A 26,095-nucleotide genomic window follows, 5' to 3' on the forward strand; every position below is an offset into this window, starting at 1 on the left:
CGATTGGCGGTCCTGATCGTTGTCGGGCTTTATTGCGCGCTGCAACTCGTCATGTTTGCCATGCACGATCCATGGATCGACGAGGCTCAGGGCTGGCTGGTGGCCAAATCTCTTTCCAGACCCCTCGACTTCCTGGTCATCCCGAGCGAGGGCCATCCGCCCCTCTGGTTCTGGCTGTTGCGTGCGCTCTCGCTCATGCTTGATTTTTCGCCGGCGCGCCTGCTGATGCCAATTGTGGCGATGGTCAACGCCTATCTGTTGTCGCGCCTATGGCGCAACGACGTCGTCCTGCTGACGCTGGTGCTATTCTCCTTCGTGGTTCTCCAGTTCTGGGGCTACCATTTCCGACCCTACGGCCTGGTCTTTACGGCCCTGCTCTCCGCCCTTCTGCTCGATCGCAACGGGAGACCGGTCGCGGCGACGTGGTGCCTGGCCATCGCCTGCGGCTTTCATTTCTTTGCTGGCTTCCTGTTCGCTTTCTTTCTGATCTGGCAGTGGCAGAAGCGTACGAAGCTGACCCATCTAGTCCCGCCAGCAGTCCTGGCTGCAGCTTTTGGTATTAGCGCCGTTCTCTCCGGGCTCGGCAATTCTACGATTGATCAGCCCCTGGACAATGTCATCGATGGCACTTTGAGCAATCTGGGTTGGCTGGGCATGTTCGCCGCCCTCCGCGTCCCGTCCGTGGCTTTAGTTACCCTTGCCTTGCTGATCTATGGCTTCTGGGCAAAGCCTGTAGTGCTGGCGACACTGCTAGCCCTTTTGGTGACCTTCGCCGTGGCAACCTCGCGGGTCTATAACCTCTATCCGTGGCATTTCGCCTTTATGACCATGCTGTGCCTGATGGCCTATGTCTGGGCAGGAGAAAAGGCGAAGCGCTGGGTCATCCTCGCTATTCTGGCACCACAGACCATCGTCGGCGCATGGGCAATCGTTGAACGCCTGAGTCATCCGGTCTGGTTGCAACCTAATCTCTACGCCGTTATCCGCGCTAATGCGGGCCCGGATTTCTCGCCGGAAACCCAATTGGTGGCCTGGCCAGACCTGGTCGGTCTGGCAACAGCAGCCGCAGAAGACATCCAGTTCATCAGCGGCAATACAGGTGAAACACTCGGACCGATCAACTGGCGCAGCTGGAAAGAGCGCACGATCGACAAGCGGGTTCTCGACGTACCCCGCCCTTATTGGCTGCTCTGCGCGGATTGCGAGGTGATCCTCGACCTGCTCGAAGAAAATGGGATGCGAGGCACCTATCTCGCCAGAAAGAGCAATATCGACAACGGCGAATTTGACGCCTATCGGGTTGAATGAATGCGCTTAGCTAAATTCTTACCAGTTAAGCAATTTGCTTAAGCCTGTCGGCAAGTCATTAGCCTCTGGCGCACCTGGTGGCGGTATCATGCGCCCAGATACCAGGAGCGCGCGACATGTCTGAAACCAACCGTCTCGACTGGGTGGATATGGCCAAGGGCATTTCCATCTTCCTCGTGGTCATGATGTATGCGGCCTCCAGCGTTGGCGAGGACACTGGCGGCGTCGGTGCGCTGCACTGGGCCATCGCCTTTGCCACCCCGTTCCGCATGCCCGAATTCTTCCTGATCTCGGGCCTGTTCCTGTCGCAGGTGATCGACCGACCGTGGCGCGCCTATGCCGACCGGCGCGTGGTGCACTACCTCTATTTCTATGTGCTGTGGGCGTTGATCCACATCATCTTCAAAGTCGGCCTGCTGGCCACCGACCCCGTCGGTGCGGTGGAACAGATCGCCTGGGCGGTGATCCAGCCCTATGGCGTGCTGTGGTTCATCTACATGTTGGCCGTGGTCGGTGCCGTCACCAAGCTGCTGGCCGATCTCAGCGCGCCGAAATGGGCGGTCTTCGCCATCGCCGCGATCCTGCAGATGGCCACCATCCAGACCGGCAGCTACCTGATCGACCAGTTCGCCGAATATTTCGTGTTCTTCTATGCCGGCTACGTGCTGGCGCCACACCTGTTCCGCCTCGCCGGCTGGGCCGGCGATCACCTCGCCCTGGCGCTTGCTGGCCTGCTGCTCTGGGCCGGGCTGAATGCCGCCCTGGTCTTCTCGCCGGGCTTCGAGATGCATCCGATCCATCCCGTCATGGGTTTTGCCGGCTTGCCGGGCGTGCATCTAGTCCTGGCGCTGGCCGGCACGGCCGCGCTCTGCGTCATCGCCGCCCTGCTCACCCGGCTGCCCTTCATGGACTGGCTGCGCTGGATGGGTTCGAAGTCGCTGGTGATCTACGTTGCCTTCGTGCTGCCGATGGGCATTTCCCGCACCCTGCTGATCAAGCTGGGCGTCGACGAGCCCACCGTGCTCACCCTCGCCATCATGGCCATCTCGATCGTCTCGCCGCTGGTGCTCTACTGGATCGTGCAGCGCATCGGTTTCGGCCGCTTCCTGTTCGAGCGCCCGGACTGGGCGCACCTGCCCGGCACGAGCCGCCGCAGCGCGGTGGCCGCCCCGGCGGAATAGCCAAACAGCATTACACTGCGCGGGGCCGGGATATGCAATCCCGGCCCTTGCCTTTTCTGCCAAGACTCAGCACAAGGGCCTCGCACCCCCATAGCGAGGACCAGCCGATGAAATCCGCAGTCATCGTCTTCCCCGGACTCAATCGCGACCGCGACATGATCGCGGCGCTGACCAAGGTTTCCGGCACCGCCCCTGCCACGGTCTGGCATCAGGATGCCGACCTGCCCGATGTCGATCTCATCGTCATCCCCGGCGGCTTTTCCTATGGCGACTATCTGCGCTGCGGCGCCATCGCCGCGCGCTCGCCCATCATGGACAAGGTGCGCGAACGCGCCGCCAAAGGCGTCAAGGTACTTGGGGTCTGCAACGGCTTCCAGATCCTGATCGAAGCGGGCCTCCTGCCCGGCGCGCTGATGCGCAATATGAGCCTCAAATTCGTCTGCCGCGAGGTCAAGCTCGAGGTCGTCAACGCAGCGACCGACTTCACCCGCGGCTATGTCAAGGGCCAGGTCATCCGCTGCCCCGTCGCCCATCATGACGGCAACTATTTCGCCGACGCCGAAACCATCGCCCACCTCGAAGGCAACGGCCAGGTGGCTTTCCGCTATGCCGAGGGCACCAATCCCAACGGCTCGATCAACGACATTGCCGGCATTTTCAACGACAGCAAGAACGTGCTGGGCCTGATGCCCCACCCTGAAAACCTCATCGAAGCGGCCCATGGCGGCGACGATGGGCGAGCCCTGTTCTCGGGTCTGCTGGGCCAGGCTGCCTGATGAATCCCCGCGCGCCCATCAACCCGCGCAATCTTCTCACCTGGCTCGGGTTGGCCTTCGGCATCCTCGCGCTGGTCCTGCAATTCTGGCTGTCGATGAATGCCATGCTGGGGAGCGGCCGTGACCTACCCGGCGCTCTCGGCAATTTCTTTTCCTACTACACCATCCTTACCAACACGGTGCTGGTGCTGATCTACCTGTCGACCATCTGGCCCTCCGCCTGGCTGCAATTATTCCGCCAACCCATACTGCGCGGCATGATGGCGGCCAATATTGCGCTGGTAACGCTGTTCGTTTTCTTCGTGCTGCGCCACCTTTACGCCTTCGACGGCCTGTTCCTCCTCGCCGACAACATGCTGCACTATCTGTGCCCGCTACTTTACCTGCTGTGGTGGCTCTCCGCCCAACCGCATGGCCAGCTGCGCTGGGGCAATCTGCCCCTCATGCTGGCGCCGACGCTGGCCTATTTCGTCTACGCCATGGCGCGCGGCGCCTGGGTGCAGGAATATCCCTACCCCATCCTCAACGCGATTGAACTCGGCTACGGCCAGGTGCTGCTCAACGCGGTCTACATGACCGTCGGACTGGCCGTGCTTTCCCTCGCCGTCATCGCGCTCGACCGCCTGCTGGCCCGCCCATCCCGGACACTTCCATGACCATCCCCAACGACATCCACATCACCCCCGAACTCGTTGCCGACCATGGCCTCAAGCCGGACGAATACCAGAAGATCATCGACCTGATCGGGCGCGAGCCAACCTATACCGAATTGGGCATCTTCTCGGCGATGTGGAACGAGCATTGCTCCTACAAGTCATCCAAGAAGTGGCTCAAGACGCTGCCGACATCAGGCCCGCGCGTCATCCAGGGGCCGGGCGAGAATGCCGGCGTGGTCGATATCGGCGACGGCCAGGCTATCGTTTTCAAGATGGAATCGCATAACCATCCCAGCTTCATCGAACCCTATCAGGGCGCCGGTACCGGCATGGGCGGCATCCTGCGCGACGTCTTCACCATGGGCGCCCGCCCGGTCGCTGCGATGAACGCCCTGCGCTTCGGCGCACCGGAACACGACAAGACCCGCCATCTCGTCTCCGGCGTCGTCGCCGGCATCGGCGGCTATGGCAATGCCTTCGGCGTGCCAACCGTGGGCGGCGAAGTCGAATTCGACGAGCGCTACAACGGCAATATCCTGGTCAACGCCTTTGCGGCAGGCCTGGCCGATACCGACAAGATTTTCTATTCCAAGGCCGAAGGCGTCGGCCTGCCGGTGGTGTATCTCGGCGCCAAGACCGGGCGCGACGGCGTCGGCGGCGCCACCATGGCCTCCGCCGAATTCGGCGACGACATCGAAGAAAAGCGCCCGACAGTGCAGGTCGGCGACCCCTTCACCGAAAAGCGCCTGCTCGAAGCTTGCCTCGAACTGATGGCCACCGGCGCCGTCATCGCCATCCAGGATATGGGTGCGGCCGGCCTCACCTGCTCTGCCGTCGAAATGGGTGCCAAGGGCGACCTCGGCATCGAGCTCGATCTCGACAAGGTGCCGGTGCGCGAGGAGCGCATGACGCCCTATGAGATGATGCTGAGCGAAAGCCAGGAGCGCATGCTCATGGTGCTGCATCCCGAAAAGGAAGCGGTCGCCCGTGCCGTGTTCGAAAAGTGGGAGCTCGATTTCGCCACCGTCGGCATTACCACCGACGACCTGCGCTTCCGCGTGAAGTGGCAGGGTGAGGAAGTTGCCAACCTGCCGATCAAGGAACTGGGCGACGAAGCCCCCGAATATGACCGCCCCTGGACCGAGCCGAAAAAGCCCGCCCAGTTGGCTGCCGGCGACGTGCCGCAGATGGATGTGGCCGACGCCCTGCTCAAGCTGATGGGCAGCCATCAGGTCGCCTCCCGCCGCTGGGTCTACGAACAATACGACACGCTGATCCAGGGCAATTCCCTGCAGCGCCCCGGCGGCGATGCCGGCGTGATCCGCGTCGAAGGCCACGCCACCAAGGGCCTCGCCTTCTCGTCCGATGTGACGCCGCGCTATTGCGAAGCCGATCCCTATGAGGGCGGAAAGCAGGCCGTGGCTGAATGCTGGCGTAACCTGACGGCGACCGGGGCCGAGCCGCTTGCGGCCACCGACAATCTCAATTTCGGCAATCCTGAACGTCCCGAAATCATGGGCCAGCTCGTCCATGCGATCAAAGGCATCGGAGAAGCCTGCCTGGCGCTGGATTTCCCCATCGTTTCGGGCAATGTCAGCCTCTACAACGAAACCAATGGCCGCGGCATCCTGCCGACCCCCACCATTGGCGGCGTGGGCCTGCTGCCCGATTGGGACCAGATGGCGCGCATCGGCTTTGCCGGACCCGATCAGGTCATCCTGCTGGTCGGAGCACCCGCCAGCCGCGGCACCCATCTCGGCCAGTCGATCTACCTGCGCGACCTGTTCGGTCGCAAGGATGGCCCGCCGCCGCATATCGACCTGGCCCACGAAAGGCGCACCGGCGATTTCGTACGCAAGCTGATCCGCTCGGGCGTCGCCACCGCCTGCCACGATCTCTCCGATGGCGGCCTCGGCGTGGCCCTGGCCGAAATGGCCGTGGCCTCCGGCATCGGCGCCACCATCACCGATCTCGCCGACCAGGACCCTATCCTGCAATATTTCGGCGAAGACCAGGGCCGCTATCTCGTCACCGTCAATCTCGACCCGCAGGGCGAGGCGCTGGCGGCGCTGTGGCGCGATGCCGAGGCAGCGGGCGTCTTCGCACCGTGGATCGGCACCACCGGCGGCACCGATCTCGTGCTCGGCGCAGCCCGGCCGCTGGCGGTTGCCGCGCTCAGGGCCGCCCATGAAGGCTGGTTCCCCAGCTACATGGATGGAGAGGCTGCATAATCCGCGCATCTGCCTTATGATCGCCGCTCTTTGGGGTGTTGTGACTCCCCGGGGCGGCGTCATTTAGTGGAGACTTCAGATGAGATTTTTACCGGCAGTTCTGGCCCTTTCGCTCAGCTTCTTGCCGGTGGCCGCTTATGCCCAGACTGCGGGGATCAGCGGCTCTCCCTTGCCCGACCAGCCCTATACGCTGATCTACCCCGATGTCATGGTGACCAGCGGCGAGCCCGGCGGCCCGCTGACCATCAACCACCCCGGCCTGCCGCTGCAATGCGTGCTGACCGTCGTGCCGGTGGAAGATACCGGCTGGACCGCCGAGGGCGCTCTGGCGGAACTCGATGCGGCTGCCGTTGCCGCCGGCTGGAGCGAAACATTCCCCGGCTTCACCCTCGGGGCCAGCCTCGTCACCCGCTACCAGAGCAATCCGGCGCTGCAATATGAGGGCACCAGCACCGGCTCGGAGCAAGGCCCGATCACCCTGGTTCACACCGAAACGGTGGATGCCGGGAACGGCTACACCCTGGATTGCTTCTATGCCACCGAAATGGCTGCGGAAGCACGCCCCGTCGTCGACGCCATAATCGCCAACTTCTCCACAAGACAGGACGCGCAGCCCGTCGTTACCCCCTGATCGACGCCTGCGATATTGAAGGCGCCCGACCCCCATGCCATATCATGGGCATGGTCCGGCATGGTGTCGGCAATAGCGAGGAGTCGAGCCATGGCCATGGATGCCAGCGAAATAGAGCGCCGGATCAAGGCGGCCCTCCCCGATGCCGATATCGACATCCGCGATCTTGCCGGCGATGGCGACCACTGGGCGGCGACGGTGAAGTCCGAGCAATTCCGCGGCAAGACTCGGGTGCAGCAGCACAAGCTGGTCTATGATTCCCTGCAAGGCGACATGGGGGGTGCCCTCCATGCCCTCGCCCTCCAGACGGTCGTCCCGGACTGATCAATGTCGCTTCGCGATTCGCTTGACCTGATCCAGGCCGTCCGGCCCGACGCCGGCACTTCCGCACTCGAATACGAAATCCTGGCGGAACGTGCCGCCTCGCTCGGCGCCGCCGAGCAGCGTGTCGTCACAGCCATCGCCGCCCTCACATCGGCCGTCGATGACCGGGACACCTGTCTCTCCGAAGCCCGCCGAACCGTCTGGGAATATTTCGTGCAGCGCGAACTGGTCGGCTTCCGCAAGCACAATGACGTGATTCAGGAGCTCAACATTCCCCGTGAAGTCCTTGCAGGACTTGGCGCAATGCCGGCGAGCAACCGCCGATGACGCCGCAGCCGGACTGCCGCTTCTGCCTCGACAACCAACTGCTGGCCGACAAGCCCCTGCTGTCCAATGCGGCCTTCTATTTTCTGTCCAGCATCGATCCCGATGTGCGGCTGGCGGGCATGATCATTCCCCACCGCCACAGTGAAACGCCGTTCGAGATGACCCTGGACGAATGGACAGCCCTTCCCGACATGTTGGCGCAGGCCAAGACCTTCTTCGCTTCGGCCGCACCGGATGGATACACCCTGGGCTGGAACGTGGGCGCAGTGGCCGGGCAGCATGTGTTCCATACGCATATGCACATCCTGCCCCGCTTCAAGGGCGAGCCAGCCGAAGGCGCCGGCATCAGACGCATCCTGCGCCCGCAGGACTGGGTTGCCCCACGATGACCCGCGCCGTCTTCTTCGATGTCGACGGCGTGCTGGTGCATGGCTACCACGCCCGCCCGGAGCTGACCCGCCGCTGGAACGAGAATCTGCTGGCGGACATGGGCGTCGACCCCGACCGCTTCACCGACGAGTTCATCTTCGACATCTTCATCAAGAAGGTTGTTGTCGGCGAAACGGCCATCATCGACGCACTGGAGCGCCGCCTGCCCAGACTGGGCTATCGGGGCTCGCCCATGACATTCCTGCACTATTGGCTGTCACACGACTCGACCCTCAATACGGATCTGATCGCGGTAGTCAGGACGCTTAAGGCTGCTGGCGATATCAGGCTCTACATCGCCACCAATCAGGATCACACCCGCGCGCAATGGCTCTGGCACACGCTTGAACTCAGCGAATTGTTCGAGGACATCTTCTATTCGGCCCGGGCCGGGGTTCCGCAAACCCGAGACCGGCTTCTTCGACTTCATCGAGCAGCGCATCGGCCCCCAATCGGAGCCGCCGCTCTTTTTTGACGATACGCCCAAGGTCGTCGACGGCGCCCGCCGGCATGGCTGGGAAGCCGTGCTGTTCAACACGGTCGAGGACTGCACGACCCACCCGTGGATCGCCGAACGCCTGCGATGACCAGCCATTCACTCACACCCTTGCCGATGCTATTCGGGTATAGCCCTGATGGCCTTCTCGCCTCCAATCGCTCCACAGGAGCGATTGGCCTACGGGACGGTTCGAAGTCTCGACAGCGCCCAAGTCCTGTCCTATTTAAGGGCAACAGCAAGCGGCCCTTGATCCCGCCCTCTCGAAAGGTTTTCGCCATGACCGACATCAACGCCTTCATCGACGACAAGGTGAAGAATAACGACGTGTTCCTGTTCATGAAGGGGTCGCCGGACTTTCCGCAATGCGGCTTTTCCGGGCAGGTCGTTCAGATACTGAGCTATCTCGGAGTCGAATATGGCAGCGCCAATGTACTCGAGAGCGCCGAATTGCGTGACGGCATCAAGGCTTACACCAACTGGCCGACCATTCCCCAGCTCTATGTGAAGGGCGAATTCGTCGGCGGCGCCGATATCGTCCGCGAGATGTTCCAGGCCGGCGAACTGCAGTCACACCTGCAGAATTCCGGTATTGCCGTCAAGCAGACGGCCTGATTTCCGGCGTTTTTCCTGCACAAAGCCCGGTCCCTGGCCGGGCTTTGCCATGCTTATCACTCGAGTTGATGAGCCCCATTCGGCAATATCACTTTGCGCGATGGCCGGCCGGGCGTAGATAGAACATCCACTCTCCGGATGCTCCCCCATGACCACGTCCACCCTTCGCCCCGCAGTTCCGCTGCTCGTGCTGATCATCGCCGGCTGCATCATTGCGGCCGTGGGGAATGGCATTCGCAGCAGCTTCGGTCTGTTCACCCTGCCGATGACGGGCGATCTGGGGCTGACGCGCGAGGGCTGGGGCATGGCCATGGCCATCCAGAACCTGGCCTGGGGCATTGCCCAGCCCTTTGCCGGAGCCTGGGCCGACCGCGTCGGCACCGGCCGCACCGTCGCCGCGGGTCTTGCTGTCTATGCCGCTGGCGTTCTGGCCATGGCCTTCTCGCCCGATGCGGGCTGGATGACGCTGACTGCCGGCGTGGTTGCCGGTGTGGGTATTGCCGTCAGTTCCTTCTCCGTGGTCATGGTGGCCTTCGGCCGCTCCGTGCCCATGGAAAAGCGCTCCCTGATCTTCGGCGTGGCCACTGCCGCCTCGTCTTTCGGCCAGTTCGCCTTTGCGCCCATCAGCCAGGGCTTCATCAATGCCTTCGGCTGGCAATCCGCCCTGGTCTACCTGGCCATGGCCTTGTTGCTGGTCATTCCGCTGAGCTACGCCCTGCGCGGTCGCACCGAGAACACCACCGGCCAGGCCGACCTGCCCTTCATGGAGGCGCTGGCCAAGGCCTGGGGCCATGGTTCCTACCGCCTGCTGGTGATCGGTTTCTTCGTCTGCGGCTTCCACCTGGCCTTTATTAACGTCCACATGCCGGCCTATCTTGTGCAATGCGGCCTGTCGCCGGAAGTCGGCAGTTGGACCATCGCCGTCATCGGCCTGTTCAATATCGCCGGCTCGCTGCTGTCGGGCTATCTCGGCGGCCGCCTGCCCAAGCAGTTGTTGCTGGCGACCATCTATTTCCTGCGCGCCGTGGCCATCGGGCTGTTCCTGCTGATTCCGGTCAGCGAGGTCACCGCCTATGCCTTTGCCGCCGCCATGGGCCTGCTATGGCTCTCCACCGTGCCGCTGACGGCGGGGTTGGTGAGCCTGTTCTTCGGTGCCCGCTATATGGGCATGCTCTATGGCGTCGCCTTCCTCAGCCACCAGGTCGGCTCCTTCGTCGGCGTCTGGCTGGGCGGCTATGTCTATGACCATACCGGCTCCTACAGCCTGGTATGGTATCTCGGGATCGTGCTGGGCCTTGCTTCGGCCGCCGTGCATATCCCGATCAATGAGCGCAGCGCGCCCAGTTTCGCGCTCAAACCGGCCTGATCCGCGCTATCGGCAGGAACCATCGGTTTCTGCCGATACAGTCTTGCAAATGTCGCCTTGCGGGTTCATGGTCCGCGCCGTATTTCCCCGCGCCCGTTTTCTCGCGGCGACACCATTCCAGGTTCCTTTGATGTCCGATCATTTCACGCGGGTTCTCTCGCGCCCCGAATTCATTGCCCTTATGGCTGCCCTGATGGCGCTCAACGCGCTGGCCATCGACGTCATGCTGCCGGCTTTGCCCTATATGGGCGAGGCGCTTGGCGTGGTGAGTGAGAACGAACGGCAATATGTCATCGCCGCCTATATGCTGGGCATGGGCATTGCCGTGCTCGGCTTCGGCCCGCTAACCGACCGCTTCGGCCGGCGCGCGCCGCTGCTGGCGGGCATGGGCATCTATGTCGTGGCCGCCATTGCCGCCGTCTTCGCGCCAAGCTTTGCCGTGCTGCTGGTGCTGCGCTTCATCCAGGGCATGGGCGCCGCCAGCGTGCGCGTCATCGCCACGGCTGTCGTGCGCGACCGCTATTCGGGCCGCGAAATGGCCGAAGTCATGTCGCTGACCTTCATGGTGTTCATGGCCATCCCCATCGTCGCGCCCGGCATCGGCCAGGTGCTGCTGCTGACCGGTCCATGGCAGGCCATTTTCATCTTCATGGGCCTGCTCGCCGCGGTCTTCTGGCTGTGGACCTATATTCGCCTGCCCGAAACCCTGCCGGTCGATGCCCGTCGTCCGCTGAGCTTCAAGGCGGTGCTCAGCGGCTTCGTCATCGTCTTCACCAACCGCGGGGCCTTCTCCTATGGCCTGGCCGGCATGTTCCTGTTTGGCGCCCTGTTCGGCTTCATCAGTTCGGCCCAGCAGATCTATGTCGATATCTATGGCCTGGGCGTCTATTTTCCCGTCGCCTTCGCGGCCATGGCGGGGCTGATGGCGGTTTCGTCCTTCACCAATTCGCGCATCGTGCGCCGGCTCGGCATGCGCCGGCTGTCGCATGGCGCGGTGCTGAGCTTCACGGCCTTCAGCGGCGTCTGGCTGGCCTTCGCCCTCAGCGGCTTCCTGCCGCTATGGCTGTTCTTCTCGCTGCTGGCCATCGTCATGTTCAGCTTCGGCTGGGCCGCGTCGAACATGAACTCGCTATCCATGGAGCCGCTTGGCGCAGTCGCGGGCACGGCATCGGCCGTGTTCGGCTTCATCCAGACCGTGGGCGGCGCGCTGATCGGCAGCTATACCGGCCAGCATTTCAACGGCACGACCGTTCCCACGGCCACCGGCTATTTCCTCATGGGTGCGCTGGCGCTGGTATGCATCCTGGTCGCCGAGCGTGGCCGGCTGTTCGGCGTCGGCGAGCAATATGCCCATGCCGACGCCGTGCCTGAAGCTGGTCACTGACCGCTTTCGGGCGCCGCCGGTCCTTCGATCTGGCTGCGGTCGCTATAGACATGGTCGACCAGGCCCCAGTTGCGGGCCTGGTCGGGCGTCATGAAATTGTCCCGCTCCAGCGCGGCCTCGACCTCCTCGTAAGTCCGGCCGCAATGCTTGGCGTAGAGATTGTGCATGCGGCGCTTGAGCCGCTGGCTCTCCTCGGCATGCAGCATGATATCGGTGACCTTGCCCTGATAGCCACCGCTGGGCTGGTGCAGCATGATCGAGGCATTGGGCAGGCAGATGCGGGTGCCCGGCTCGCCCGCCATCAGCAGGAATGAACCGGCCGACATGGCCATGCCCATGCAGAGCGTGCCCACCGGCGCCTTGATGAACTGCATCGTGTCATACATCGCCATGGCCGAGGTCACCACGCCACCCGGTGAGTTGATATAGAGGTAGATTTCCTTCTTGGGATTTTCCGCCTCGAGGAACAGCAATTGTGCGCAGACCAGCGAGGCCATGTTGTCCTCGACCTCGCCATTGACGAAGATGATCCGCTCGCGCAGCAGGCGCGAATAGATATCGAACGAGCGTTCTCCGCGTGTGGTCTGCTCCACGACCATAGGGACGAGCTGCATCATGTCGCGCATCGGCGATTCTCCTGTTTTGATCTTGAAATTCACCCACCGTGTCATCCCGGCGCAGGCCGGGATCCATCCTGAGGTCTTCCCGCATTCACTGCGGGCTCTGTCATCTCAGGATGGATTCCGGCCTTCGCCGGAATGACATCGCGGGAAACGGATGCTAGGCGGCCAGCATGACCGGCCCGGCGATATTGCTGTTCGCCGCCACGGGCATCGCCATCGGCGCATGCGTCAGACGGAACCAGGTGCCGCCGTCACTGGTGGGGGTCAGCTCGAAGGTCACGAAGCTATCCTCCATGCCCACGATTGCGCCCTGCCCGGCTTCGCGCCAGCGATAGGTAAGGCTTCGATTTTCCTCTGCCGTGACCACCGCCAGGTCGAGATCCTGCGCGGGCTTCAGCCAGCGTTCGAGATATGCGGGGATGGTCAGCGCCCGCCAAACCTTTTCGGGCGGCGCATCGAGCGCACATTCGAACACCAGCGCGTCCGTGTCGGTCATTGGTCCATCTCCTTGAGCAAATCCTTGAGCCCGTCGATACGATCAGGCCAGAAGGCGCGATAGCGCGCCAGCCATTCATGCAGCGGCGCCATGCCGCCGGATTCGACGCGATAATTGACATAGCGCCCGTCGCGGCGCTCGCTGATCAACCCGGCCCCGCGCAGCACCGCCAGATGCTGGCTCATGGCCGGCTGCGAAATGGCAAAGCCCTCGCGCAGCTCGGTTGCAGTCATCTCGGCCGATGCCAGCCGCTCCAGGACGGCGCGGCGGGTCGGATCGGCCAGCACTTTGAAGATATCGGCATCGCTCATGACGTCACATAAGCACAGACTTATGAGTCGTGGCAAGGGGACGTTTGTTTCCCGCACCTCCATCATCACCGGCCGTCATCCTCGGGCTTGGCCCGAGGACACTTCACTTGCGGAGCGCCCGGTAAGTACAGGGCCCTCAGGGTGACGATCTGTGGATGGGAGGTGAGGTGCGCCCTAGAACACAAACACTTCCCGCCGCAGCTCTTCCCAGGCGTCACGATTGATCGCCACCAGCAATCCGCCATCGACATGGCTGGGCATATATGGTCCGCCATCGAGCCGCGCGGCATAGGCGCCGGCTTCCTGGCTGATGAGTACCCCGGCCAGATGGTCCCACGGCATCAGCTTGTTGTAGCCGAGAAATTGCGAGTGGCCGGAGGCAAAGGTGCGGTATTCGTGGCCGGCACAGCGGAAATTGGCCACCATGCGAACCTTGTCGAAATTGGACAGAACCTGCGCGCGCGATGCGGCCGGCATGAAGGCAACCGACGAGGTGCCCACCATCTGCGCCAGGGGCAATGGCGCGGCAACGCTCAGGCGCACCGCCTCGCCAGCGGGACGGCGCAACCAGGCGCCGCCGCGCTTCTCGGCCATCATCCAGTCATCGCCCATCGGATCGTAGATGATGCCGGCCACGGTCTCGCCCTTCGACACCACCGAAGCCATGGTGGCGAACAGCGGCAGGCCGGCGGCATAATTGGCCGTGCCGTCGATGGGATCGACCACCACGGCCAGCTCGGCATCGGCCAATTTTACCAGCAGCGCCGGATCGGCCGCGACCGATTCCTCGCCGACGAACAGCGCCTCGGGCATCCACTGTGCGATGCGGGCCTTGATGGCGTTCTCGGTGGCGATATCGGCTTCGGTCACGAGGTCGATGGCTTCGGTCTTGACGTGGACCATGCTGGTATCGAGACGGCGGAAGCGCGGCAGGGCTTCAGCGCGAGCCGCATCACGCAGGATGGCGGCCAGTTCCATGACGTCAAAATTCAATTGGAAGTCCTTTTGTCAAAGAGTCCGGCGAAGTCGAACAGTTTGGTATCCAGCATATGGCTGGCATTGATGTTGCCCAGTGCCCGGATCATCACATCCTTGCGGCCCGGCATGCGCTTTTCGATATCGTCGAGCATGGCCTTCATGGCGTTGCGTTCCAGGCCATCCTGCGAACCGCACAGGTCGCATGGGATGATCGGGAACGCCATGGCGTCGGAAAAGCGCTGCAGGTCGGCCTCGGCGCAATAGATCAGCGGGCGCAGCACTTCGATGTCGCCGTCATCGTTGAGCAGGCGCGGCGGCATGGCGGCAAGGCGGCCGCCATGGAACATGTTCATGAAGAAGGTTTCGAGACTGTCGTCGCGATGGTGGCCGAGCACCAAGGCCGTGCAGCCCTCCTCGCGTGCGATGCGGTAGAGATTGCCCCGGCGCAAGCGTGAACAGAGCGAGCAATAGGTCGCGCCTGCGGGCAGCTTGTCGGTGACGATCGAATAGGTGTCCCGGTATTCGATGCGATGTCCAATGCCGAGACCGGCGAGAAACTCGGGCAGGATATGCTTGGGAAAGTTCGGCTGGCCTTGGTCGAGATTGCAGGCCAGGAGCTCCACCGGCAGCATGCCGCGCCATTTGAGATCGAGCAGCAGCGCCAGCAGGCCATAGCTGTCCTTGCCCCCGCTGAGGGCGACGAGCCACTTCTCGCCCGGCCGCACCATGGCGAATTTGTCCAGCGCCTCGCGCATGTTGCGGATCAGGCGCTTGCGCAGCTTGTTGAACTCGCCGCTACGCGGCGCATGGGCGTAAATCGGGTGCCCGCCGGGCTCCACCTCATCGTCGATAAGGGGCACGGCGTCCATGACCTCACTCATGGCGAAACTCTCTTTCTGTCAGTGCCGTAGCTGATAGCGCCCTATCGGCAGCAGGGGAAGGAAAACCGGACGGTACAAACCTTACCAAAGCTTAATTTCCCTTTCTTGCTTTAGTCCCAAAGCGCCAGTTAGATGACGTCATCCCTCGGCACCCAGGAGTCTCGCGGTGTTTCGATCTTTCTTTCCCGTCCCCAAGATTTTCTTCTCATCCGCCGCGCTCTGGCTGCTGGCTGCGGTGCTGATCTGGTTCGTCGCCGGCGAACCGATCCGGTCCGTCGTCAGCATCGACCGCTTCACCCATCCCGCCATTGCCGCCACCGTTGCCGATCAGCCGGCGGAAGCCGATCCGGCAGCCGGCGTCGAGCAAACCAACCCCAACGCCCCGGCAAGCACGGAAAGCCAGGCGCCGGCCGCACCAAACCCCTCCGCGGCGGCCGAAGCCGGATCGACCCTGAACTTCCTGACGGCGGAGCGGGTCTGGCTCTATCAATATGTGCTGATGATCGCGGCGATCTTCTGCGTGTTCTGGTATTTCTACAAACGCAACGAGTGGTACTGGTGGTCCGTGGTCAGCTCCACGGTCATCCTGCTGGTCATCTATTTCCAGGTGCAGGTTCAGGCTTTCGTCAATGAGTGGTCGGGCTCATTCTTCAACACCATCCAACTGGCGCTGACCCAACCGGGCTCGGTATCGCCCGACCAGCTCTACGGGCTGACCTGGACCATCGTTCTGGTCACCATTCCCAACGTGCTGGTGGCCGTGGCCCTTGCCTTCTACACGTCGCATTATGTGTTCCGCTGGCGCAAGGCGATGAACTTCTACTACATGGCCTATTGGCCGCAGATTCGCGAGACGGAAGGCGCGGCGCAGCGCGTGCAGGAAGATACCATGCGCTTTGCCTCGATCATGGAGGATCTGGGCACGGCCTTTTTCGACTCGCTCATCACCCTGGTCGTGTTTCTGCCCCTGCTCTGGCAGCTTTCGGCCAATATCAGCGAGTTGCCGATTTTCGGCGCGACTCCGGGCGGATTGGTCTGGGTGGCGCTGCTCGGCGCGGCGGCCGGTACGGCGCTGCTCGCCCTCGTCGGAATCAAGCTCCCCGGCCTCAACTTCGCCAATCAGCGCGTGGAGGCCGCCTATCGCAAGGAGCTGGTCTTCGGCGAGGACCATGCCGACCGCGCCGATCCGCCGACGATCCGCGAGCTGTTTGCCGGGGTGCAGCAGAACTACTTCCGCCTCTATTTCCACTACACCTACTTCAACCTGGCGCGCTACGGCTACACCAATATGGTCGGCTATGTGCCGCTGCTGGTCATGGCGCCGTCGATCCTTGCGGGTACGCTGACCATGGGCCTCTACCAGCAAATTCAGATCGCCTTCGGGCAGGTGTTCGGCTCGTTCCAGTTCTTCGCCCGCGCCTGGACGGTGATCGTCGAGCTGCAGTCGGTGGTCATGCGCCTGCGCAAGTTCGAGAGCTACATCCCGCATGACCAGGAGCCCATCAAGGCCAGCGTCAGCGATGCGGCGCCGGCGCAATAGCACGGGCCGAACAAAGCAAAAGGGCCGCTCCGAAGAGCGGCCCTTTCCGATTCTCAAATCCGGCTTCGCTTAGCGCGAGTAGAATTCGACGACCAGGTTCGGTTCCATCTGAACCGGGTACGGCACGTCCGACAGCGCCGGGACGCGGGCGAAGGTGGCGGTCATCTTGTTGTGGTCGACTTCCACATAGTCGGGCACGTCGCGCTCGGCGAGCTGGGTGGCTTCGAGCAGCACGGTGAGCTGCCTGGAGCGCTCGCGCACTTCGACCTTGTCGCCGACCTTGACCTGGTAGGACGGAATGTTGACGCGCTTGCCATTGACCAGGATGTGGCCATGCGACACGAACTGGCGCGCGGCGAAAACGGTGGCAACGAACTTGGCGCGGTAGACCACGGCGTCCAGGCGGCTCTCGAGCAGGCCGATCAGGTTCTCGCCGGTGTCACCCTTGACGCGTGCAGCTTCGGTGTAGAGCTTCTTGAAAGCCTTCTCGGTGACCGAGCCGTAATAGCCCTTGAGCTTCTGCTTGGCGCGGAGCTGCAGGCCATAATCGCTGAGCTTGCCCTTGCGGCGCTGGCCATGCTGGCCAGGGCCATAGGCACGAGCGTTGAGCGGGGACTTCGGACGACCCCAGATATTTTCGCCAAGACGGCGATCGATCTTGTACTTGGCTGAATGACGCTTCGACATCGCGTATCCTTTTCACACGTTGAATGGATCGCGCCCTCCTCTGCCCTCCTTGCGGAGAGCCGACAGACTCCAGATGTTTGAGGAATCCCGGGTGCGCCTATGGACCAGAGGTCCGGATAGGTGCGCGCCTGATAGAGCGGAAAGCCGCAGGAGTCAAGCAAATGAGGGGCTAGAGCCCGTCCTGACCCTCGACCACGACGATATCGGCGATAGCCGCCCCGCTCCGCAGCGGAATGATGGCCTGGTAGGCCGGAGAACGGTAGCAGGCCAGCGCCTGCTCGTAGCTGTTAAATTCGATGATGATGGCGCGCTGGCGCGTTGCGCCCTCAACGGCCTCGCGACGCCCGCCGCGCACCAGGAACCGGCCGCCGAACGGCGCCAGCGTCGCATCGATGACGGCGCTGTATTCGTTGTATCGGTCCATATCCTCGACATCGACCTGCGCGATCCAATAGCCCTTGGCCATCCCTGTCCCTCCTACGCCATTTTCTTGTCGAGGCCGCGCTGCTCGCGCAAGGCGGGGAAGATGCGGCTCCAGATGATGGCTATGCCGATGGCGCCGACACCGCCGATAGCGACGGCCGCGACCGGCCCGACAAAATGGGCCACCGTGCCGGCACGGAACTCACCCAGCTCGTTGGATGCGCCGATGAATACCGAATTGACCGCATTGACGCGCCCGCGCACCTCTTCGGGCGTCCACAGCTGCATGATGGTCTCGCGAATGGTGACGCTGACCATGTCGGCGGCGCCTACCAGCGCCAAAGCGGGAATCGATATCCAAACCGTGGTCGAAAGCCCGAAGACCAGCGTGAACAGGCCGAAGAGCCCGACGAACAGGAACAGCAACTTGCCGGCATGGTCACGAATGGGAAAGCGCGTCAGCCACAGCGCCATCATGATGGCGCCGATGCCCGGCGCAGCGCGCAACAGGCCGAGTTCCTGCGGCCCGGCATGCAGGATATCCTTGGCATAGACCGGCAGCAGCGCCACGGCGCCACCCATCAGCACGGCGAACATGTCGAGCGAAATGGCGCCAAGCACCACCTTGTTGGAGAAGATATAGCGGAAGCCGCCGAAAATGGTTTCGAGGCTGGTGGCCTGGTGCGACTCGCGCTGTGCCGGCCTGGGGATCAGCAGCACGCAGACCACGGCGAGCAGCAGCAGCGCCGCACCGGTGCCGAAGGCGACCGTCGGCGCAATGCCATAGAGCAGTCCTCCGGCGGCCGGCCCCATGATGGAAGCGGCCTGCCAGGCCGAGGCATTGACGGTGATGGCGTTGCTGAGCGCCTCAGGCGGCACCAGGTTGGGCGCCAGCGACTGCGCCGCCGGCCCCCAGAAGGCGCGGGCCGTGCCCAGCACCACCAGGATGCCGAAAATCGGCCAGACTTCGTGTGCCTCCGCATTGACGAAGGCCAGAAAGCCCAACGCGCAGAGCAGTTCGACCGAAAGGCACACCGCCATGATCAGCCGGCGATTGAACCGGTCGGCCGTAAGTCCCGTCACCAGCATGAGCAGTAGCGCCGGCAGGAACAGGCTGAGGCCGACGAGCCCGAGCAGGAACACATTGCCGGTGACGTCATAAATCTGCCAGGCGATGGACACCGACATGATCTGCACGGCGAAGCTGACCAACAGCGTGGTCAGCCAGAAGAAGCGGAAACCGGTATAGCTGAAAGCAAGGCGGGACGGCTCGGCGGGGGCTGCGGTGCTCATGGCTTGGTGGTGCCACGGCGTTTTGTCGCAGTCAAAGGCGGAATGGGCAAAAAGTGTACGGTGGGCGCGTATTCAGGGTGAAGACCGGCGCAAGGCCATCCCACCTATTCTTTCTTCTGCCGATTGGGATTGGGGCGCTCGTGGCGGCGATCGATGGAGGAGATGACGCCGCGCAGGGTGCGGATTTCCTGGCTGGTGAACTTGCCGCGCTCGAGCATGGTGCGCAGATTGTTGATCACCGTGGGCCGCTTGTCGGGTGCGGTAAAGAAGCCGGACCCGTCCAGCGTGGTTTCAAGATGGCCGAAGAGGCCGATCAGTTCTTCGCGCGGCGCCACGTCTGCCATGCCATCAGTGAATGGCAGCGCCGCACCGAGATCGCTGTGTCGCCGCCATTCATAGGCCAGCAGCAACACGGCCTGGGCAATATTGAGCGAGGCGAAGGCCGGCTCGACCGGCAGGGTGACGATCGTGTCGGCCAGTGCCACTTCCTCATTGAGCAGGCCCCATTTTTCACGGCCGAACAACAGGCCGACGCTCTTGCCGATGCCAATCTGCGACGCCATGCGCTGCGCGGCCTCGTCGGGGCCAATGACCTCCTTTTGCAGGTCGCGCGAGCGCGCAGTGGTCGCGAGCACCAGAGTCAGATCGGCAATGGCCTCTTCCAGCGTCTCGAAGACGCGGACCCGCTCGATGACATGATCGGCACGGGAAGCCGCGGCGACGGCCTTTTCATTGGGCCAGCCATCGCGCGGCCGCACGAGGCGCAGGTCCCAGAGGCCGAAATTGGCCATGGCCCGCGCCGCGGTACCGATATTCTCGCCCAGTTGCGGCTCGCACAGGATCACCGCCGGCGACGGCCGCAGTTCGATTTTGATGGATGTGTCGGTTCCGGCCATATCGCCCAATCCAGAAAGATCAAGCGCTCATAGCCCCTTTCGCCGCTCCAAGGCAATTCAGGCGACGCGATGACGTATCGGCAAGTCCTTGACCTTGGTCGATCGCTGCCATTCGCGGTCGAGAATGGCGAAATGCAATTCCTCGTCCCATTCGCCCTGGAACAGGGCGTGTTCGCGATAGTGGGCCTCGAGCCGCATGCCCAATTGCTGCATCAGCTTGATAGAGTGGTGGTTGCGGCCATCGCTGCGGGCAAAGACCCGGTGGATGCGGAAATGATCGAAGGCCAGATCGAACAGCGCGCCCAGGGCTTCACCGGCATAGCCCTGCCCTGCATGGACAGGATTGACGACGAACCGGACTTCACCCTGCCCCGCCGTGGCATCGGACCAATGCAATGCCACATGCCCGATCAGCGCCTGATCACCCCTGCGCACCACCGCCAGCGTCAGGGTATCGCCAGGACGCTGCAGGCTGACATGCCCGCGCATGATGTTGAGTGCATCGGCGATTTCCGAGCGGTCACGCGTGCGGCTGAAGACGTAGCGCTGTACAGAGGGCAAGGCGTGATAGGCGTTGAGGCCTTCGATATCGCCGCGCTCGAAGGTTCGCAGGGTCAGACGATCGGTTTGAATGGGCAAAATCAGTGACGTCATGATAGCTGCGATCCCTCCGCATGGTCGTTGCAAGCCCAAAGCCCCCAACGCCGCCAAAGTCGCGGAAGTTCCTGCCACTGCTGGAAAAGAATACTAATGGACGGCGATCACGGACCGGCACGCAATGGGGCAGAAAACGAGTTCCGACGACCCAACCACTCGCGGCGCAACATAGCATAGATATACTCCTCGTCCCACTCTCCCTTGAACAAGGCGTGTTCACGAAAATGCGCCTCGCGTCGCATCCCCAGGCGCTCCATGAGCCGCCAGGAGGCGTCGTTGCGGGTATCGCAGCGGGCCGCGACGCGATGGATGTCACCGGCGCCGAATGCCAGATCGAGTATGGCGGTGGCCGCCTCGGTGGCGTAGCCCTGTCCCTGGTATTCCGGATCGAAGATCCAGCCGACTTCGGCCTGCCGCGCATCGGCGCTGCGCAGGATCAGCGAAACCTCGCCGATCACGCTGCCGGTCTGGGTGAGGTCCACGGCCAAAATGATCTTGTCGCCATCCCCTTCCAGCGCCACCTGGCCGATGCGCTGCTGCACCGCCAGGGCGCATTCCTCCCGGCTGAGCGCGACATCGAACAGGTAGCGCGCCACATCCTCACGGCGCCGGTAGGCGTAGACGGCATCGACGTCCCCCCGCGTGAAGGGCCGCAGCGTCAGCCGGTCGGTACAGATCGGGTAGTCGGGATAAAGCGGCATGCCTCCCCTCGTTGGCGCAACACTGTCGCCACTGTGGCGTATAAAGGCAAGTCCGGCCCCTTGCCGGTGTGGAAACCGCATGCCAGCCTCGGCCCATGAGCAGCACCACGCGCCCCCTTGTCGATCTCACCGCCAGATGCGCCTGCGGCAGCGTGGCCATGTCGGTCCGCGGACCTGTCGTCTCGATGCTGATGTGCTCGTGCCTCGATTGCCAGCGAGCGACGGGATCGGGCCATGCGACGGTGGCGCTGGTGCCCGCGGAGGCGCTACATCTCGACGGCGCGGCGAAATCTTTCGACCGGCCAAGCGATTCGGGCGCAACCTTCACGCGATACTTCTGTCCCGACTGCGGCACGCCGCTCTATGGCCAGTCGTCACGAGCGCCGGACATGCGGATGATCCCGGTGGGGTTCTTTGCCGGGCAGAATGCGTGGTTTGAGCCTAATCAACTAATCTTTGCCCGCAGCCAGCAAGCCTGGGATCTCATCGCCGATCATCTGCCCCGGCATGAGACTTATCGGCAGGGTTCCGCCCGATGAGTCTGGCCTCCGAGGAACTATCCGACCGCATCCGCGCGCATCTGGGGCCGCATCCTGCGGTCGCCGAGCAGAAGATGTTCGGCGGCCGCTGCTTCATGCTTGAGGGCAATATGCTGGTCGGCCCCACCAAGGACGGCGGCATGCTGGTCCGGGTCGGCAAGGACGGCTATGCCGACGCCCTCACCCGGCCCGGCGCCCGGCCGATGACCATGGGCGGCAGGACCATGTCGGGCTTCGTGGAGGTCACCGGCGACGTGCTGGGGGATGACGAGGTGCTGCTCGACTGGATCGAACTGGCCCGCCGCTTCGTCGGCACCCTCCCGGCAAAATAGCGGTCAGGCTGGCGCCTTGCCGAATACCAGCGCAGCGTTGACGCCGCCGAAGCCGAACGAGTTCGACAGGGCGTAGTCGATGGCTTTGGGTTTGGCGACATTGGGCACGAGGTCGAAAATGTCGGCTTCCTCCACCGGATCGTCGAGATTGATGGTGGGCGGCAGCAGGCCTTCGCGCAGTGCCTTGACTGAAATGATGGCTTCGAGCGCCCCGGCGGCCCCGAGCAGATGGCCGGTGGCCGACTTGGTGGACGACACCGCCAGATCCTTGCCACGGCCGGGGAATACCGCGGCGATGCCGGCGATTTCGGCGGTGTCGCCGACCGCGGTGGAGGTGGCGTGAGCGTTGACGTAGCCGACCTGGTGCTGATCGATGCCGGCCATGGCCAGCGCATTGCGCATGGCGACCTGCGCCCCGGCGCCATCGGGCGAACCGGCCGTCAGGTGATAGGCGTCTGCCGAGGTGCCGTAGCCGGCCACGACGGCCAGCGGCTTCGCGCCGCGCGCCAGGGCATGGCTGAGCTTTTCGATGACCAGCACGGCAGCGCCTTCGGCCAGCACGAAGCCGTCATGGCCCTTGTCGAATGGCCGCGACGCCTTTTGCGGTTCGTCGGCATGGCTGGGGCTCAGCGCGCGCGAGGCGCCGAAGCCGCCGATGGAAATGGGATCGACCGACCCTTCCGCCCCGCCGACCACTGCAACCGCGGCCTCGCCGGTCATGATCAGCCGCATGCCGTCGCCGATGGCCTGGGCCGAGGCGGCGCAGGCAGTGACCGGCGTGCCGATGGGACCGCGGAAGCTGTGGAGGATGGAGAGCCAGCCGGCCGCCAGATTGGCGAGGAAGGACGGCACGGTGAAGGGCGACAGCCGCCGCGGCCCCTTGGTCTGGATGATTTCCACGGCGCGCGCCATGACCGGCGAGCCACCCACGCCCGAGCCGATGATGGTGGCGGTGGCCAACTGGTCTTCGAGCGCGGTCGGATGCCAGCCGGCCTGGTCCAGCGCCTCGCTGGCGGCGCCGATGGCGTACTGGATGAACAGGTCCATCTTCTTGATCTCCTTGCCGTCGATGAAGTCGGCAGGATCGAAGCCATTGGGGTCGGCCGGCTTTGCGGGCACAAGGCCAGCAATGTGGGCAACAAATTCGCCGGTATCGAAGCGATCATTGTGTACAATGCCGCTGCGTCCGCTGGTGAGGCCCTGCCACAGCGCATCGACGCCGACGCCCAGCGGGCTGATGGCACCCATGCCGGTGACAACAATGGGATCGGCAGGATCGGGCTTCAGCATAAATTTCTCCTGTAGTGCAGATCAGTTGCGTCGAGAACGGCGCTAGACGCGGGACAGTTGCCGGAGGCCGGCGATCATGGTGTCGAAATCGGGATCGGACAGCAGGCCGCGTAATTCGGCCTGCGCCTTGCGCCATTCGGGCAGCAGGTCATCGATAACCGTGCGGCCCGCCTCGGTGACGGCGCCGATGCGGCCATTGCCATGGGCGGCGGACGTGGCGGAAACGAGGCCCTTGCGTTCGAGCAAAGCGAGATTGCGCGACAGGGTCGTGCGATCCATGGCGATGGCCTCGGCCATCTCCGTTACCGAGCGGCCCGGATGGTTGCGAAGCGACCCCAGGATGGTGAACTGGGCGCCGGTGACGCCATAAGGGCGCAGCTTGCGATCGACCCGCCGCGTGACGGCCCGTGCCGCCATGCGGGTATTCAGCACCATGCAGAGATCGAAGTCGTCCTTCATGCTGCTCAGGTAAGCGTGTATATGCACGATGTCAACGGCATGCCCCCTTGCCCTTTGCCTGCTTTGCGCTGCCGTCCGCCGATGCTATAGGGCTCGCCGAAGGCCAGACGGCCATATGCGGAATTCAGGGAGATGTTTCCGATGAGCAAGATCAAAGTCGCCAATCCGGTCGTCGATCTCGATGGCGACGAGATGACGAGGATCATCTGGCAGGCGATCAAGGACAAGCTCATCCATCCCTATCTCGATCTGCCGATCGAATATTACGACCTGAGCGTGGAAAGCCGCGACGCCACCAACGACCAGATCACCATCGACAGCGCCAACGCCATCAAGAAATACGGCGTCGGCATCAAATGCGCCACCATCACGCCCGATGAGGCGCGCGTCGAGGAATTCGGCCTCAAGAAGATGTGGAAGTCGCCCAATGGCACCATTCGCAACATCCTGGGCGGCGTGATCTTCCGTGAACCCATCATTTGCAAGAACGTGCCGCGCCTGGTGCCCGGCTGGACCCAGCCGATCATCGTCGGCCGCCATGCCTTCGGCGACCAGTACCGCGCCACCGATTTCACCTTCCCCGGCAAGGGCACGCTGACCATCAAGTTCACCGGCGAAGACGGCAAGGTCATCGAGCACGAAGTGTTCCAGGCCCCCGGTGCCGGCGTGGCCATGGCCATGTACAATCTCGACGACTCGATCCGCGACTTCGCCTATTCCAGCTTCAATTACGGCCTCGCCCGCGGCGTGCCGGTCTATCTTTCCACCAAGAACACCATCCTCAAGGCCTATGACGGCCGCTTCAAGGATATCTTCCAGGAAATCTACGAGGCCGAGTTCAAGGAAAAGTTCGAGGCCAAGAAGATCTGGTACGAGCACCGCCTGATCGACGACATGGTCGCCTCGGCCCTCAAGTGGTCCGGCGGCTACGTCTGGGCGTGCAAGAATTATGACGGCGACGTGCAGTCCGACATCGTGGCGCAGGGCTTCGGCTCGCTCGGCCTGATGACCTCGGTCCTGGCCACGCCCGATGGCAAGATCGTGGAAGCCGAAGCCGCCCATGGCACGGTGACCCGTCACTACCGCCAGCACCAGCAGGGCAAGGAAACTTCGACCAACTCAACCGCCTCGATTTTCGCCTGGACCCGTGGCCTGGCCCACCGCGCCAAGCTCGACGACAACGAGGCACTGGCCAAGTTCGCCGCCACGCTGGAGAAAGTCACGGTCGATACGATCGAAGAAGGCAAGATGACCAAGGATCTCAGCCTGCTGGTCGGCCCCGACCAGCCGTGGCTGTCGACACTCGGCTTCCTCGACGCCATCGACCAGAACCTGCAGAAGGCCATGGCGTAACCCATCCGCCACGCATGAATACGAAGGCCGGGTTGCGACCCGGCCTTTTTTTATTTTCCGCGCCGTAGGCACATGAATGTGCCTTGCAACCCCATTCGGACTATATTTTCACGATCCCTTGAGTGCCAGGGGGACGCCCCCAATATCAGAGCCGCACAATGAGGGAGCAACATCATGCGGACTTCCGTCACTCTGGCGCTGGGGACCATCCTGGGACTGTCGCTGGCCGGACCGGCCTGGGCCGAGAGCCGCAGCTTCGAACTCAGCGGCTTCGACAAGGTCGATATAGCCGCCGGCCTCGATGCGGTGATCCATCAGGGCGATTTTGCGGTCACCGCCGCCTCCAACAATCCCGACGCACTCGACAATCTGCAATTGAGCGTCGTCGACGGCGTATTGCGCGCCCGGCTGGATGAGAGCTTTCTCGATTTCATTTTCAGTGGCGGCCTGGTCGGCATGCTGATCAACGACAATGCAGTGACCATCGACATCACCCTGCCCGCGCTGGCCGGGTTGGAGGCCAGCGCCGGCGCCGATATCAAGGCACAGGGCGTCACCAGCGACCAGCTTGATGTCACCGCCTCAAGCGGCGCCAATATCTCACTGCGCGATGCCAGGCTCGGCACCGTTCGCGCCGGGTCCTCCAGCGGTGCCGATCTCACCCTTTCGGGCACGGCCGATTCCATCAGTGCCCAATCCTCCAGCGGCGCCGATCTCGACGCCGGAGACCTGGTCGCAGCCACGGCAAAGGCCGAAGCATCCAGCGGAGCCAATGTCTCGGTCCATGCCACGGCCCGCCTCCAGGCCAATGCATCCAGCGGCGGCGATATCGATGTCTACGGCAATCCGGCGGAGCGGGACGTGGACGCTTCGAGCGGCGGCGACGTGAATTTCGAGGACTGAGCCAAACAA

General features: G+C 63.2%; 31 protein-coding genes. 18 read left to right on the forward strand and 13 right to left on the reverse strand.

Annotated elements, in window-relative coordinates; all coding sequences use genetic code 11:
* Positions 1-3: 3 nt before the first annotated feature.
* From ASD04_RS18665 to ASD04_RS18725, 13 genes are all read left to right on the forward strand, one after another.
* Positions 4-1,308: a hypothetical protein gene (locus tag ASD04_RS18665; RefSeq protein WP_056260269.1), complete on the forward strand. Its 1,305-nt coding sequence runs from the start codon at positions 4-6 to the stop codon at positions 1,306-1,308.
* Positions 1,309-1,424: 116 nt separating this feature from the next.
* A complete protein-coding gene (locus tag ASD04_RS18670; protein ID WP_056260271.1) occupies positions 1,425-2,489 on the forward strand; it encodes an acyltransferase family protein in 1,065 nt (354 codons plus the stop codon).
* 107 nt (positions 2,490-2,596) lie between these two features.
* Positions 2,597-3,265, forward strand: coding sequence for a phosphoribosylformylglycinamidine synthase subunit PurQ (purQ, locus tag ASD04_RS18675; RefSeq protein WP_056260273.1), 669 nt, complete (start codon positions 2,597-2,599; stop codon positions 3,263-3,265).
* Positions 3,265-3,921, forward strand: coding sequence for a Pr6Pr family membrane protein (locus tag ASD04_RS18680; protein WP_056260275.1), 657 nt, complete (start codon positions 3,265-3,267; stop codon positions 3,919-3,921). Before purQ ends, ASD04_RS18680 begins: the two co-directional genes overlap by 1 nt.
* Positions 3,918-6,152, forward strand: coding sequence for a phosphoribosylformylglycinamidine synthase subunit PurL (gene purL / locus ASD04_RS18685; protein WP_056260277.1), 2,235 nt, complete (start codon positions 3,918-3,920; stop codon positions 6,150-6,152). Before ASD04_RS18680 ends, purL begins: the two co-directional genes overlap by 4 nt.
* Before the next feature lie 79 nt (positions 6,153-6,231).
* Entirely contained in the window at positions 6,232-6,783 is a 552-nt protein-coding gene (locus ASD04_RS18690; protein ID WP_056260278.1) for a hypothetical protein, read from the forward strand.
* A gap of 90 nt (positions 6,784-6,873) precedes the next feature.
* Positions 6,874-7,107 (forward strand): BolA family transcriptional regulator, encoded by a 234-nt coding sequence (locus ASD04_RS18695; RefSeq protein ID WP_056232281.1) that lies wholly within the window; start codon positions 6,874-6,876, stop codon positions 7,105-7,107.
* Positions 7,108-7,110: 3 nt separating this feature from the next.
* Entirely contained in the window at positions 7,111-7,434 is a 324-nt protein-coding gene (locus ASD04_RS18700; protein WP_056260281.1) for a DUF6665 family protein, read from the forward strand.
* Positions 7,431-7,823, forward strand: a complete 393-nt coding sequence (locus tag ASD04_RS18705; protein WP_056260283.1) for an HIT domain-containing protein — start codon at positions 7,431-7,433, stop codon at positions 7,821-7,823. Before ASD04_RS18700 ends, ASD04_RS18705 begins: the two co-directional genes overlap by 4 nt.
* Entirely contained in the window at positions 7,820-8,338 is a 519-nt protein-coding gene (locus tag ASD04_RS18710; protein ID WP_056260285.1) for an HAD family hydrolase, read from the forward strand. Before ASD04_RS18705 ends, ASD04_RS18710 begins: the two co-directional genes overlap by 4 nt.
* 300 nt (positions 8,339-8,638) lie before the next feature.
* Complete coding sequence (gene grxD, locus ASD04_RS18715; RefSeq protein ID WP_056260287.1) at positions 8,639-8,974, forward strand: Grx4 family monothiol glutaredoxin; 336 nt, start codon at positions 8,639-8,641, stop codon at positions 8,972-8,974.
* A gap of 148 nt (positions 8,975-9,122) precedes the next feature.
* Positions 9,123-10,340 carry an MFS transporter gene (locus tag ASD04_RS18720; protein WP_056260289.1) on the forward strand — a complete coding sequence of 406 codons (1,218 nt, stop codon included), beginning with the start codon at positions 9,123-9,125 and terminating at the stop codon, positions 10,338-10,340.
* 130 nt (positions 10,341-10,470) lie between these two features.
* Positions 10,471-11,724, forward strand: a complete 1,254-nt coding sequence (locus ASD04_RS18725) for a multidrug effflux MFS transporter (protein WP_056260291.1) — start codon at positions 10,471-10,473, stop codon at positions 11,722-11,724.
* Here the strand turns inward: ASD04_RS18725 and ASD04_RS18730 are convergent.
* The 5 genes from ASD04_RS18730 to ttcA form a co-directional block, all read right to left on the reverse strand.
* Complete coding sequence (locus ASD04_RS18730) at positions 11,718-12,350, reverse strand: ATP-dependent Clp protease proteolytic subunit (protein ID WP_056260294.1); 633 nt, start codon at positions 12,348-12,350, stop codon at positions 11,718-11,720. The two genes, ASD04_RS18725 and ASD04_RS18730, sit on opposite strands and share 7 nt — an antisense overlap.
* A gap of 154 nt (positions 12,351-12,504) precedes the next feature.
* A complete protein-coding gene (locus tag ASD04_RS18735) occupies positions 12,505-12,843 on the reverse strand; it encodes an SRPBCC domain-containing protein (protein ID WP_056260296.1) in 339 nt (112 codons plus the stop codon).
* Entirely contained in the window at positions 12,840-13,154 is a 315-nt protein-coding gene (locus ASD04_RS18740) for a metalloregulator ArsR/SmtB family transcription factor (protein ID WP_056260298.1), read from the reverse strand. The genes ASD04_RS18735 and ASD04_RS18740 overlap by 4 nt, the downstream gene beginning before the upstream one ends.
* A 174-nt stretch (positions 13,155-13,328) precedes the next feature.
* Positions 13,329-14,132, reverse strand: a complete 804-nt coding sequence (locus ASD04_RS18745; RefSeq protein ID WP_056260410.1) for an inositol monophosphatase — start codon at positions 14,130-14,132, stop codon at positions 13,329-13,331.
* Between the two features lie 11 nt (positions 14,133-14,143).
* Positions 14,144-15,013, reverse strand: a complete 870-nt coding sequence (gene ttcA / locus ASD04_RS18750) for a tRNA 2-thiocytidine(32) synthetase TtcA (protein WP_056260300.1) — start codon at positions 15,011-15,013, stop codon at positions 14,144-14,146.
* 166 nt (positions 15,014-15,179) lie between these two features.
* On the opposite strand from ttcA, the gene ASD04_RS18755 reads away from it, so the two are divergent.
* The gene (locus ASD04_RS18755) at positions 15,180-16,553 is read left to right on the forward strand and encodes an SbmA/BacA-like family transporter (protein WP_056260302.1); all 1,374 of its coding nucleotides are present in this window, start codon (positions 15,180-15,182) and stop codon (positions 16,551-16,553) included.
* A 69-nt stretch (positions 16,554-16,622) separates the two neighbouring features.
* On the opposite strand, the gene rpsD is transcribed toward ASD04_RS18755, so the two are convergent.
* The 6 genes from rpsD to ASD04_RS18785 all read right to left on the reverse strand — a co-directional run bounded on the left by rpsD (position 16,623) and on the right by ASD04_RS18785 (position 21,210).
* Positions 16,623-17,240: a 30S ribosomal protein S4 gene (gene rpsD, locus ASD04_RS18760; protein ID WP_056260303.1), complete on the reverse strand. Its 618-nt coding sequence runs from the start codon at positions 17,238-17,240 to the stop codon at positions 16,623-16,625.
* A 169-nt stretch (positions 17,241-17,409) separates the two neighbouring features.
* Positions 17,410-17,706: a DUF1330 domain-containing protein gene (locus ASD04_RS18765; protein WP_056260305.1), complete on the reverse strand. Its 297-nt coding sequence runs from the start codon at positions 17,704-17,706 to the stop codon at positions 17,410-17,412.
* A gap of 11 nt (positions 17,707-17,717) precedes the next feature.
* The gene (locus tag ASD04_RS18770) at positions 17,718-18,956 is read right to left on the reverse strand and encodes an MFS transporter (protein ID WP_056260308.1); all 1,239 of its coding nucleotides are present in this window, start codon (positions 18,954-18,956) and stop codon (positions 17,718-17,720) included.
* Positions 18,957-19,060: 104 nt separating this feature from the next.
* Positions 19,061-19,852, reverse strand: coding sequence for an RNA methyltransferase (locus tag ASD04_RS18775; protein WP_056260412.1), 792 nt, complete (start codon positions 19,850-19,852; stop codon positions 19,061-19,063).
* Between the two features lie 57 nt (positions 19,853-19,909).
* Positions 19,910-20,506: a GNAT family protein gene (locus ASD04_RS18780; RefSeq protein WP_056260309.1), complete on the reverse strand. Its 597-nt coding sequence runs from the start codon at positions 20,504-20,506 to the stop codon at positions 19,910-19,912.
* A 107-nt stretch (positions 20,507-20,613) separates the two neighbouring features.
* A complete protein-coding gene (locus ASD04_RS18785; RefSeq protein ID WP_056260313.1) occupies positions 20,614-21,210 on the reverse strand; it encodes a GNAT family protein in 597 nt (198 codons plus the stop codon).
* A 95-nt stretch (positions 21,211-21,305) separates the two neighbouring features.
* On the opposite strand from ASD04_RS18785, the gene ASD04_RS18790 reads away from it, so the two are divergent.
* Positions 21,306-21,749, forward strand: a complete 444-nt coding sequence (locus ASD04_RS18790) for a GFA family protein (RefSeq protein WP_056260314.1) — start codon at positions 21,306-21,308, stop codon at positions 21,747-21,749.
* Positions 21,746-22,081, forward strand: coding sequence for a TfoX/Sxy family protein (locus tag ASD04_RS18795; RefSeq protein ID WP_056260316.1), 336 nt, complete (start codon positions 21,746-21,748; stop codon positions 22,079-22,081). The genes ASD04_RS18790 and ASD04_RS18795 overlap by 4 nt, the downstream gene beginning before the upstream one ends.
* 3 nt (positions 22,082-22,084) lie before the next feature.
* On the opposite strand, the gene fabF is transcribed toward ASD04_RS18795, so the two are convergent.
* Together fabF and ASD04_RS18805 are read right to left on the reverse strand one after the other, a co-directional pair.
* Positions 22,085-23,371 (reverse strand): beta-ketoacyl-ACP synthase II, encoded by a 1,287-nt coding sequence (gene fabF, locus ASD04_RS18800; protein WP_056260318.1) that lies wholly within the window; start codon positions 23,369-23,371, stop codon positions 22,085-22,087.
* A gap of 42 nt (positions 23,372-23,413) precedes the next feature.
* Positions 23,414-23,830 (reverse strand): MarR family transcriptional regulator, encoded by a 417-nt coding sequence (locus tag ASD04_RS18805; RefSeq protein ID WP_056260321.1) that lies wholly within the window; start codon positions 23,828-23,830, stop codon positions 23,414-23,416.
* Between the two features lie 141 nt (positions 23,831-23,971).
* On the opposite strand from ASD04_RS18805, the gene ASD04_RS18810 reads away from it, so the two are divergent.
* Both ASD04_RS18810 and ASD04_RS18815 read left to right on the forward strand, forming a co-directional pair.
* Positions 23,972-25,183: an NADP-dependent isocitrate dehydrogenase gene (locus tag ASD04_RS18810; protein WP_056260322.1), complete on the forward strand. Its 1,212-nt coding sequence runs from the start codon at positions 23,972-23,974 to the stop codon at positions 25,181-25,183.
* 174 nt (positions 25,184-25,357) lie between these two features.
* On the forward strand, positions 25,358-26,086 hold the full coding sequence (locus tag ASD04_RS18815; RefSeq protein WP_056260325.1) for a head GIN domain-containing protein: 729 nt from the start codon (positions 25,358-25,360) through the stop codon (positions 26,084-26,086).
* Positions 26,087-26,095: the final 9 nt, after the last annotated feature.

The organism is Devosia sp. Root436 (genome assembly GCF_001426345.1).
Classification (GTDB): domain Bacteria; phylum Pseudomonadota; class Alphaproteobacteria; order Rhizobiales; family Devosiaceae; genus Devosia.

Excerpts from the sequence above, each read along its gene's own strand:
- ASD04_RS18700 (WP_056260281.1), top strand. The coding sequence starts at position 7,111 with ATGTCGCTTCGCGATTCGCTTGACCTGATCCAGGCCGTCCGGCCCGAC.
- ASD04_RS18740 (WP_056260298.1), bottom strand. The coding sequence starts at position 13,154 with ATGAGCGATGCCGATATCTTCAAAGTGCTGGCCGATCCGACCCGCCGC.
- ASD04_RS18730 (WP_056260294.1), bottom strand. The coding sequence starts at position 12,350 with ATGCGCGACATGATGCAGCTCGTCCCTATGGTCGTGGAGCAGACCACA.
- ASD04_RS18780 (WP_056260309.1), bottom strand. The coding sequence starts at position 20,506 with ATGACGTCACTGATTTTGCCCATTCAAACCGATCGTCTGACCCTGCGA.
- ASD04_RS18775 (WP_056260412.1), bottom strand. The coding sequence starts at position 19,852 with ATGGCCGGAACCGACACATCCATCAAAATCGAACTGCGGCCGTCGCCG.
- purL (WP_056260277.1), top strand. The coding sequence starts at position 3,918 with ATGACCATCCCCAACGACATCCACATCACCCCCGAACTCGTTGCCGAC.
- ASD04_RS18725 (WP_056260291.1), top strand. The coding sequence starts at position 10,471 with ATGTCCGATCATTTCACGCGGGTTCTCTCGCGCCCCGAATTCATTGCC.
- ASD04_RS18720 (WP_056260289.1), top strand. The coding sequence starts at position 9,123 with ATGACCACGTCCACCCTTCGCCCCGCAGTTCCGCTGCTCGTGCTGATC.
- ASD04_RS18810 (WP_056260322.1), top strand. The coding sequence starts at position 23,972 with ATGAGCAAGATCAAAGTCGCCAATCCGGTCGTCGATCTCGATGGCGAC.
- grxD (WP_056260287.1), top strand. The coding sequence starts at position 8,639 with ATGACCGACATCAACGCCTTCATCGACGACAAGGTGAAGAATAACGAC.
- ASD04_RS18735 (WP_056260296.1), bottom strand. The coding sequence starts at position 12,843 with ATGACCGACACGGACGCGCTGGTGTTCGAATGTGCGCTCGATGCGCCG.
- ASD04_RS18795 (WP_056260316.1), top strand. The coding sequence starts at position 21,746 with ATGAGTCTGGCCTCCGAGGAACTATCCGACCGCATCCGCGCGCATCTG.
- ASD04_RS18710 (WP_056260285.1), top strand. The coding sequence starts at position 7,820 with ATGACCCGCGCCGTCTTCTTCGATGTCGACGGCGTGCTGGTGCATGGC.
- purQ (WP_056260273.1), top strand. The coding sequence starts at position 2,597 with ATGAAATCCGCAGTCATCGTCTTCCCCGGACTCAATCGCGACCGCGAC.
- ASD04_RS18695 (WP_056232281.1), top strand. The coding sequence starts at position 6,874 with ATGGCCATGGATGCCAGCGAAATAGAGCGCCGGATCAAGGCGGCCCTC.
- rpsD (WP_056260303.1), bottom strand. The coding sequence starts at position 17,240 with ATGTCGAAGCGTCATTCAGCCAAGTACAAGATCGATCGCCGTCTTGGC.
- ASD04_RS18790 (WP_056260314.1), top strand. The coding sequence starts at position 21,306 with ATGAGCAGCACCACGCGCCCCCTTGTCGATCTCACCGCCAGATGCGCC.
- ttcA (WP_056260300.1), bottom strand. The coding sequence starts at position 15,013 with ATGAGTGAGGTCATGGACGCCGTGCCCCTTATCGACGATGAGGTGGAG.
- ASD04_RS18815 (WP_056260325.1), top strand. The coding sequence starts at position 25,358 with ATGCGGACTTCCGTCACTCTGGCGCTGGGGACCATCCTGGGACTGTCG.
- ASD04_RS18770 (WP_056260308.1), bottom strand. The coding sequence starts at position 18,956 with ATGAGCACCGCAGCCCCCGCCGAGCCGTCCCGCCTTGCTTTCAGCTAT.
- ASD04_RS18765 (WP_056260305.1), bottom strand. The coding sequence starts at position 17,706 with ATGGCCAAGGGCTATTGGATCGCGCAGGTCGATGTCGAGGATATGGAC.
- ASD04_RS18690 (WP_056260278.1), top strand. The coding sequence starts at position 6,232 with ATGAGATTTTTACCGGCAGTTCTGGCCCTTTCGCTCAGCTTCTTGCCG.
- ASD04_RS18670 (WP_056260271.1), top strand. The coding sequence starts at position 1,425 with ATGTCTGAAACCAACCGTCTCGACTGGGTGGATATGGCCAAGGGCATT.
- ASD04_RS18705 (WP_056260283.1), top strand. The coding sequence starts at position 7,431 with ATGACGCCGCAGCCGGACTGCCGCTTCTGCCTCGACAACCAACTGCTG.
- ASD04_RS18680 (WP_056260275.1), top strand. The coding sequence starts at position 3,265 with ATGAATCCCCGCGCGCCCATCAACCCGCGCAATCTTCTCACCTGGCTC.
- ASD04_RS18805 (WP_056260321.1), bottom strand. The coding sequence starts at position 23,830 with ATGAAGGACGACTTCGATCTCTGCATGGTGCTGAATACCCGCATGGCG.
- ASD04_RS18745 (WP_056260410.1), bottom strand. The coding sequence starts at position 14,132 with ATGGAACTGGCCGCCATCCTGCGTGATGCGGCTCGCGCTGAAGCCCTG.
- ASD04_RS18785 (WP_056260313.1), bottom strand. The coding sequence starts at position 21,210 with ATGCCGCTTTATCCCGACTACCCGATCTGTACCGACCGGCTGACGCTG.
- fabF (WP_056260318.1), bottom strand. The coding sequence starts at position 23,371 with ATGCTGAAGCCCGATCCTGCCGATCCCATTGTTGTCACCGGCATGGGT.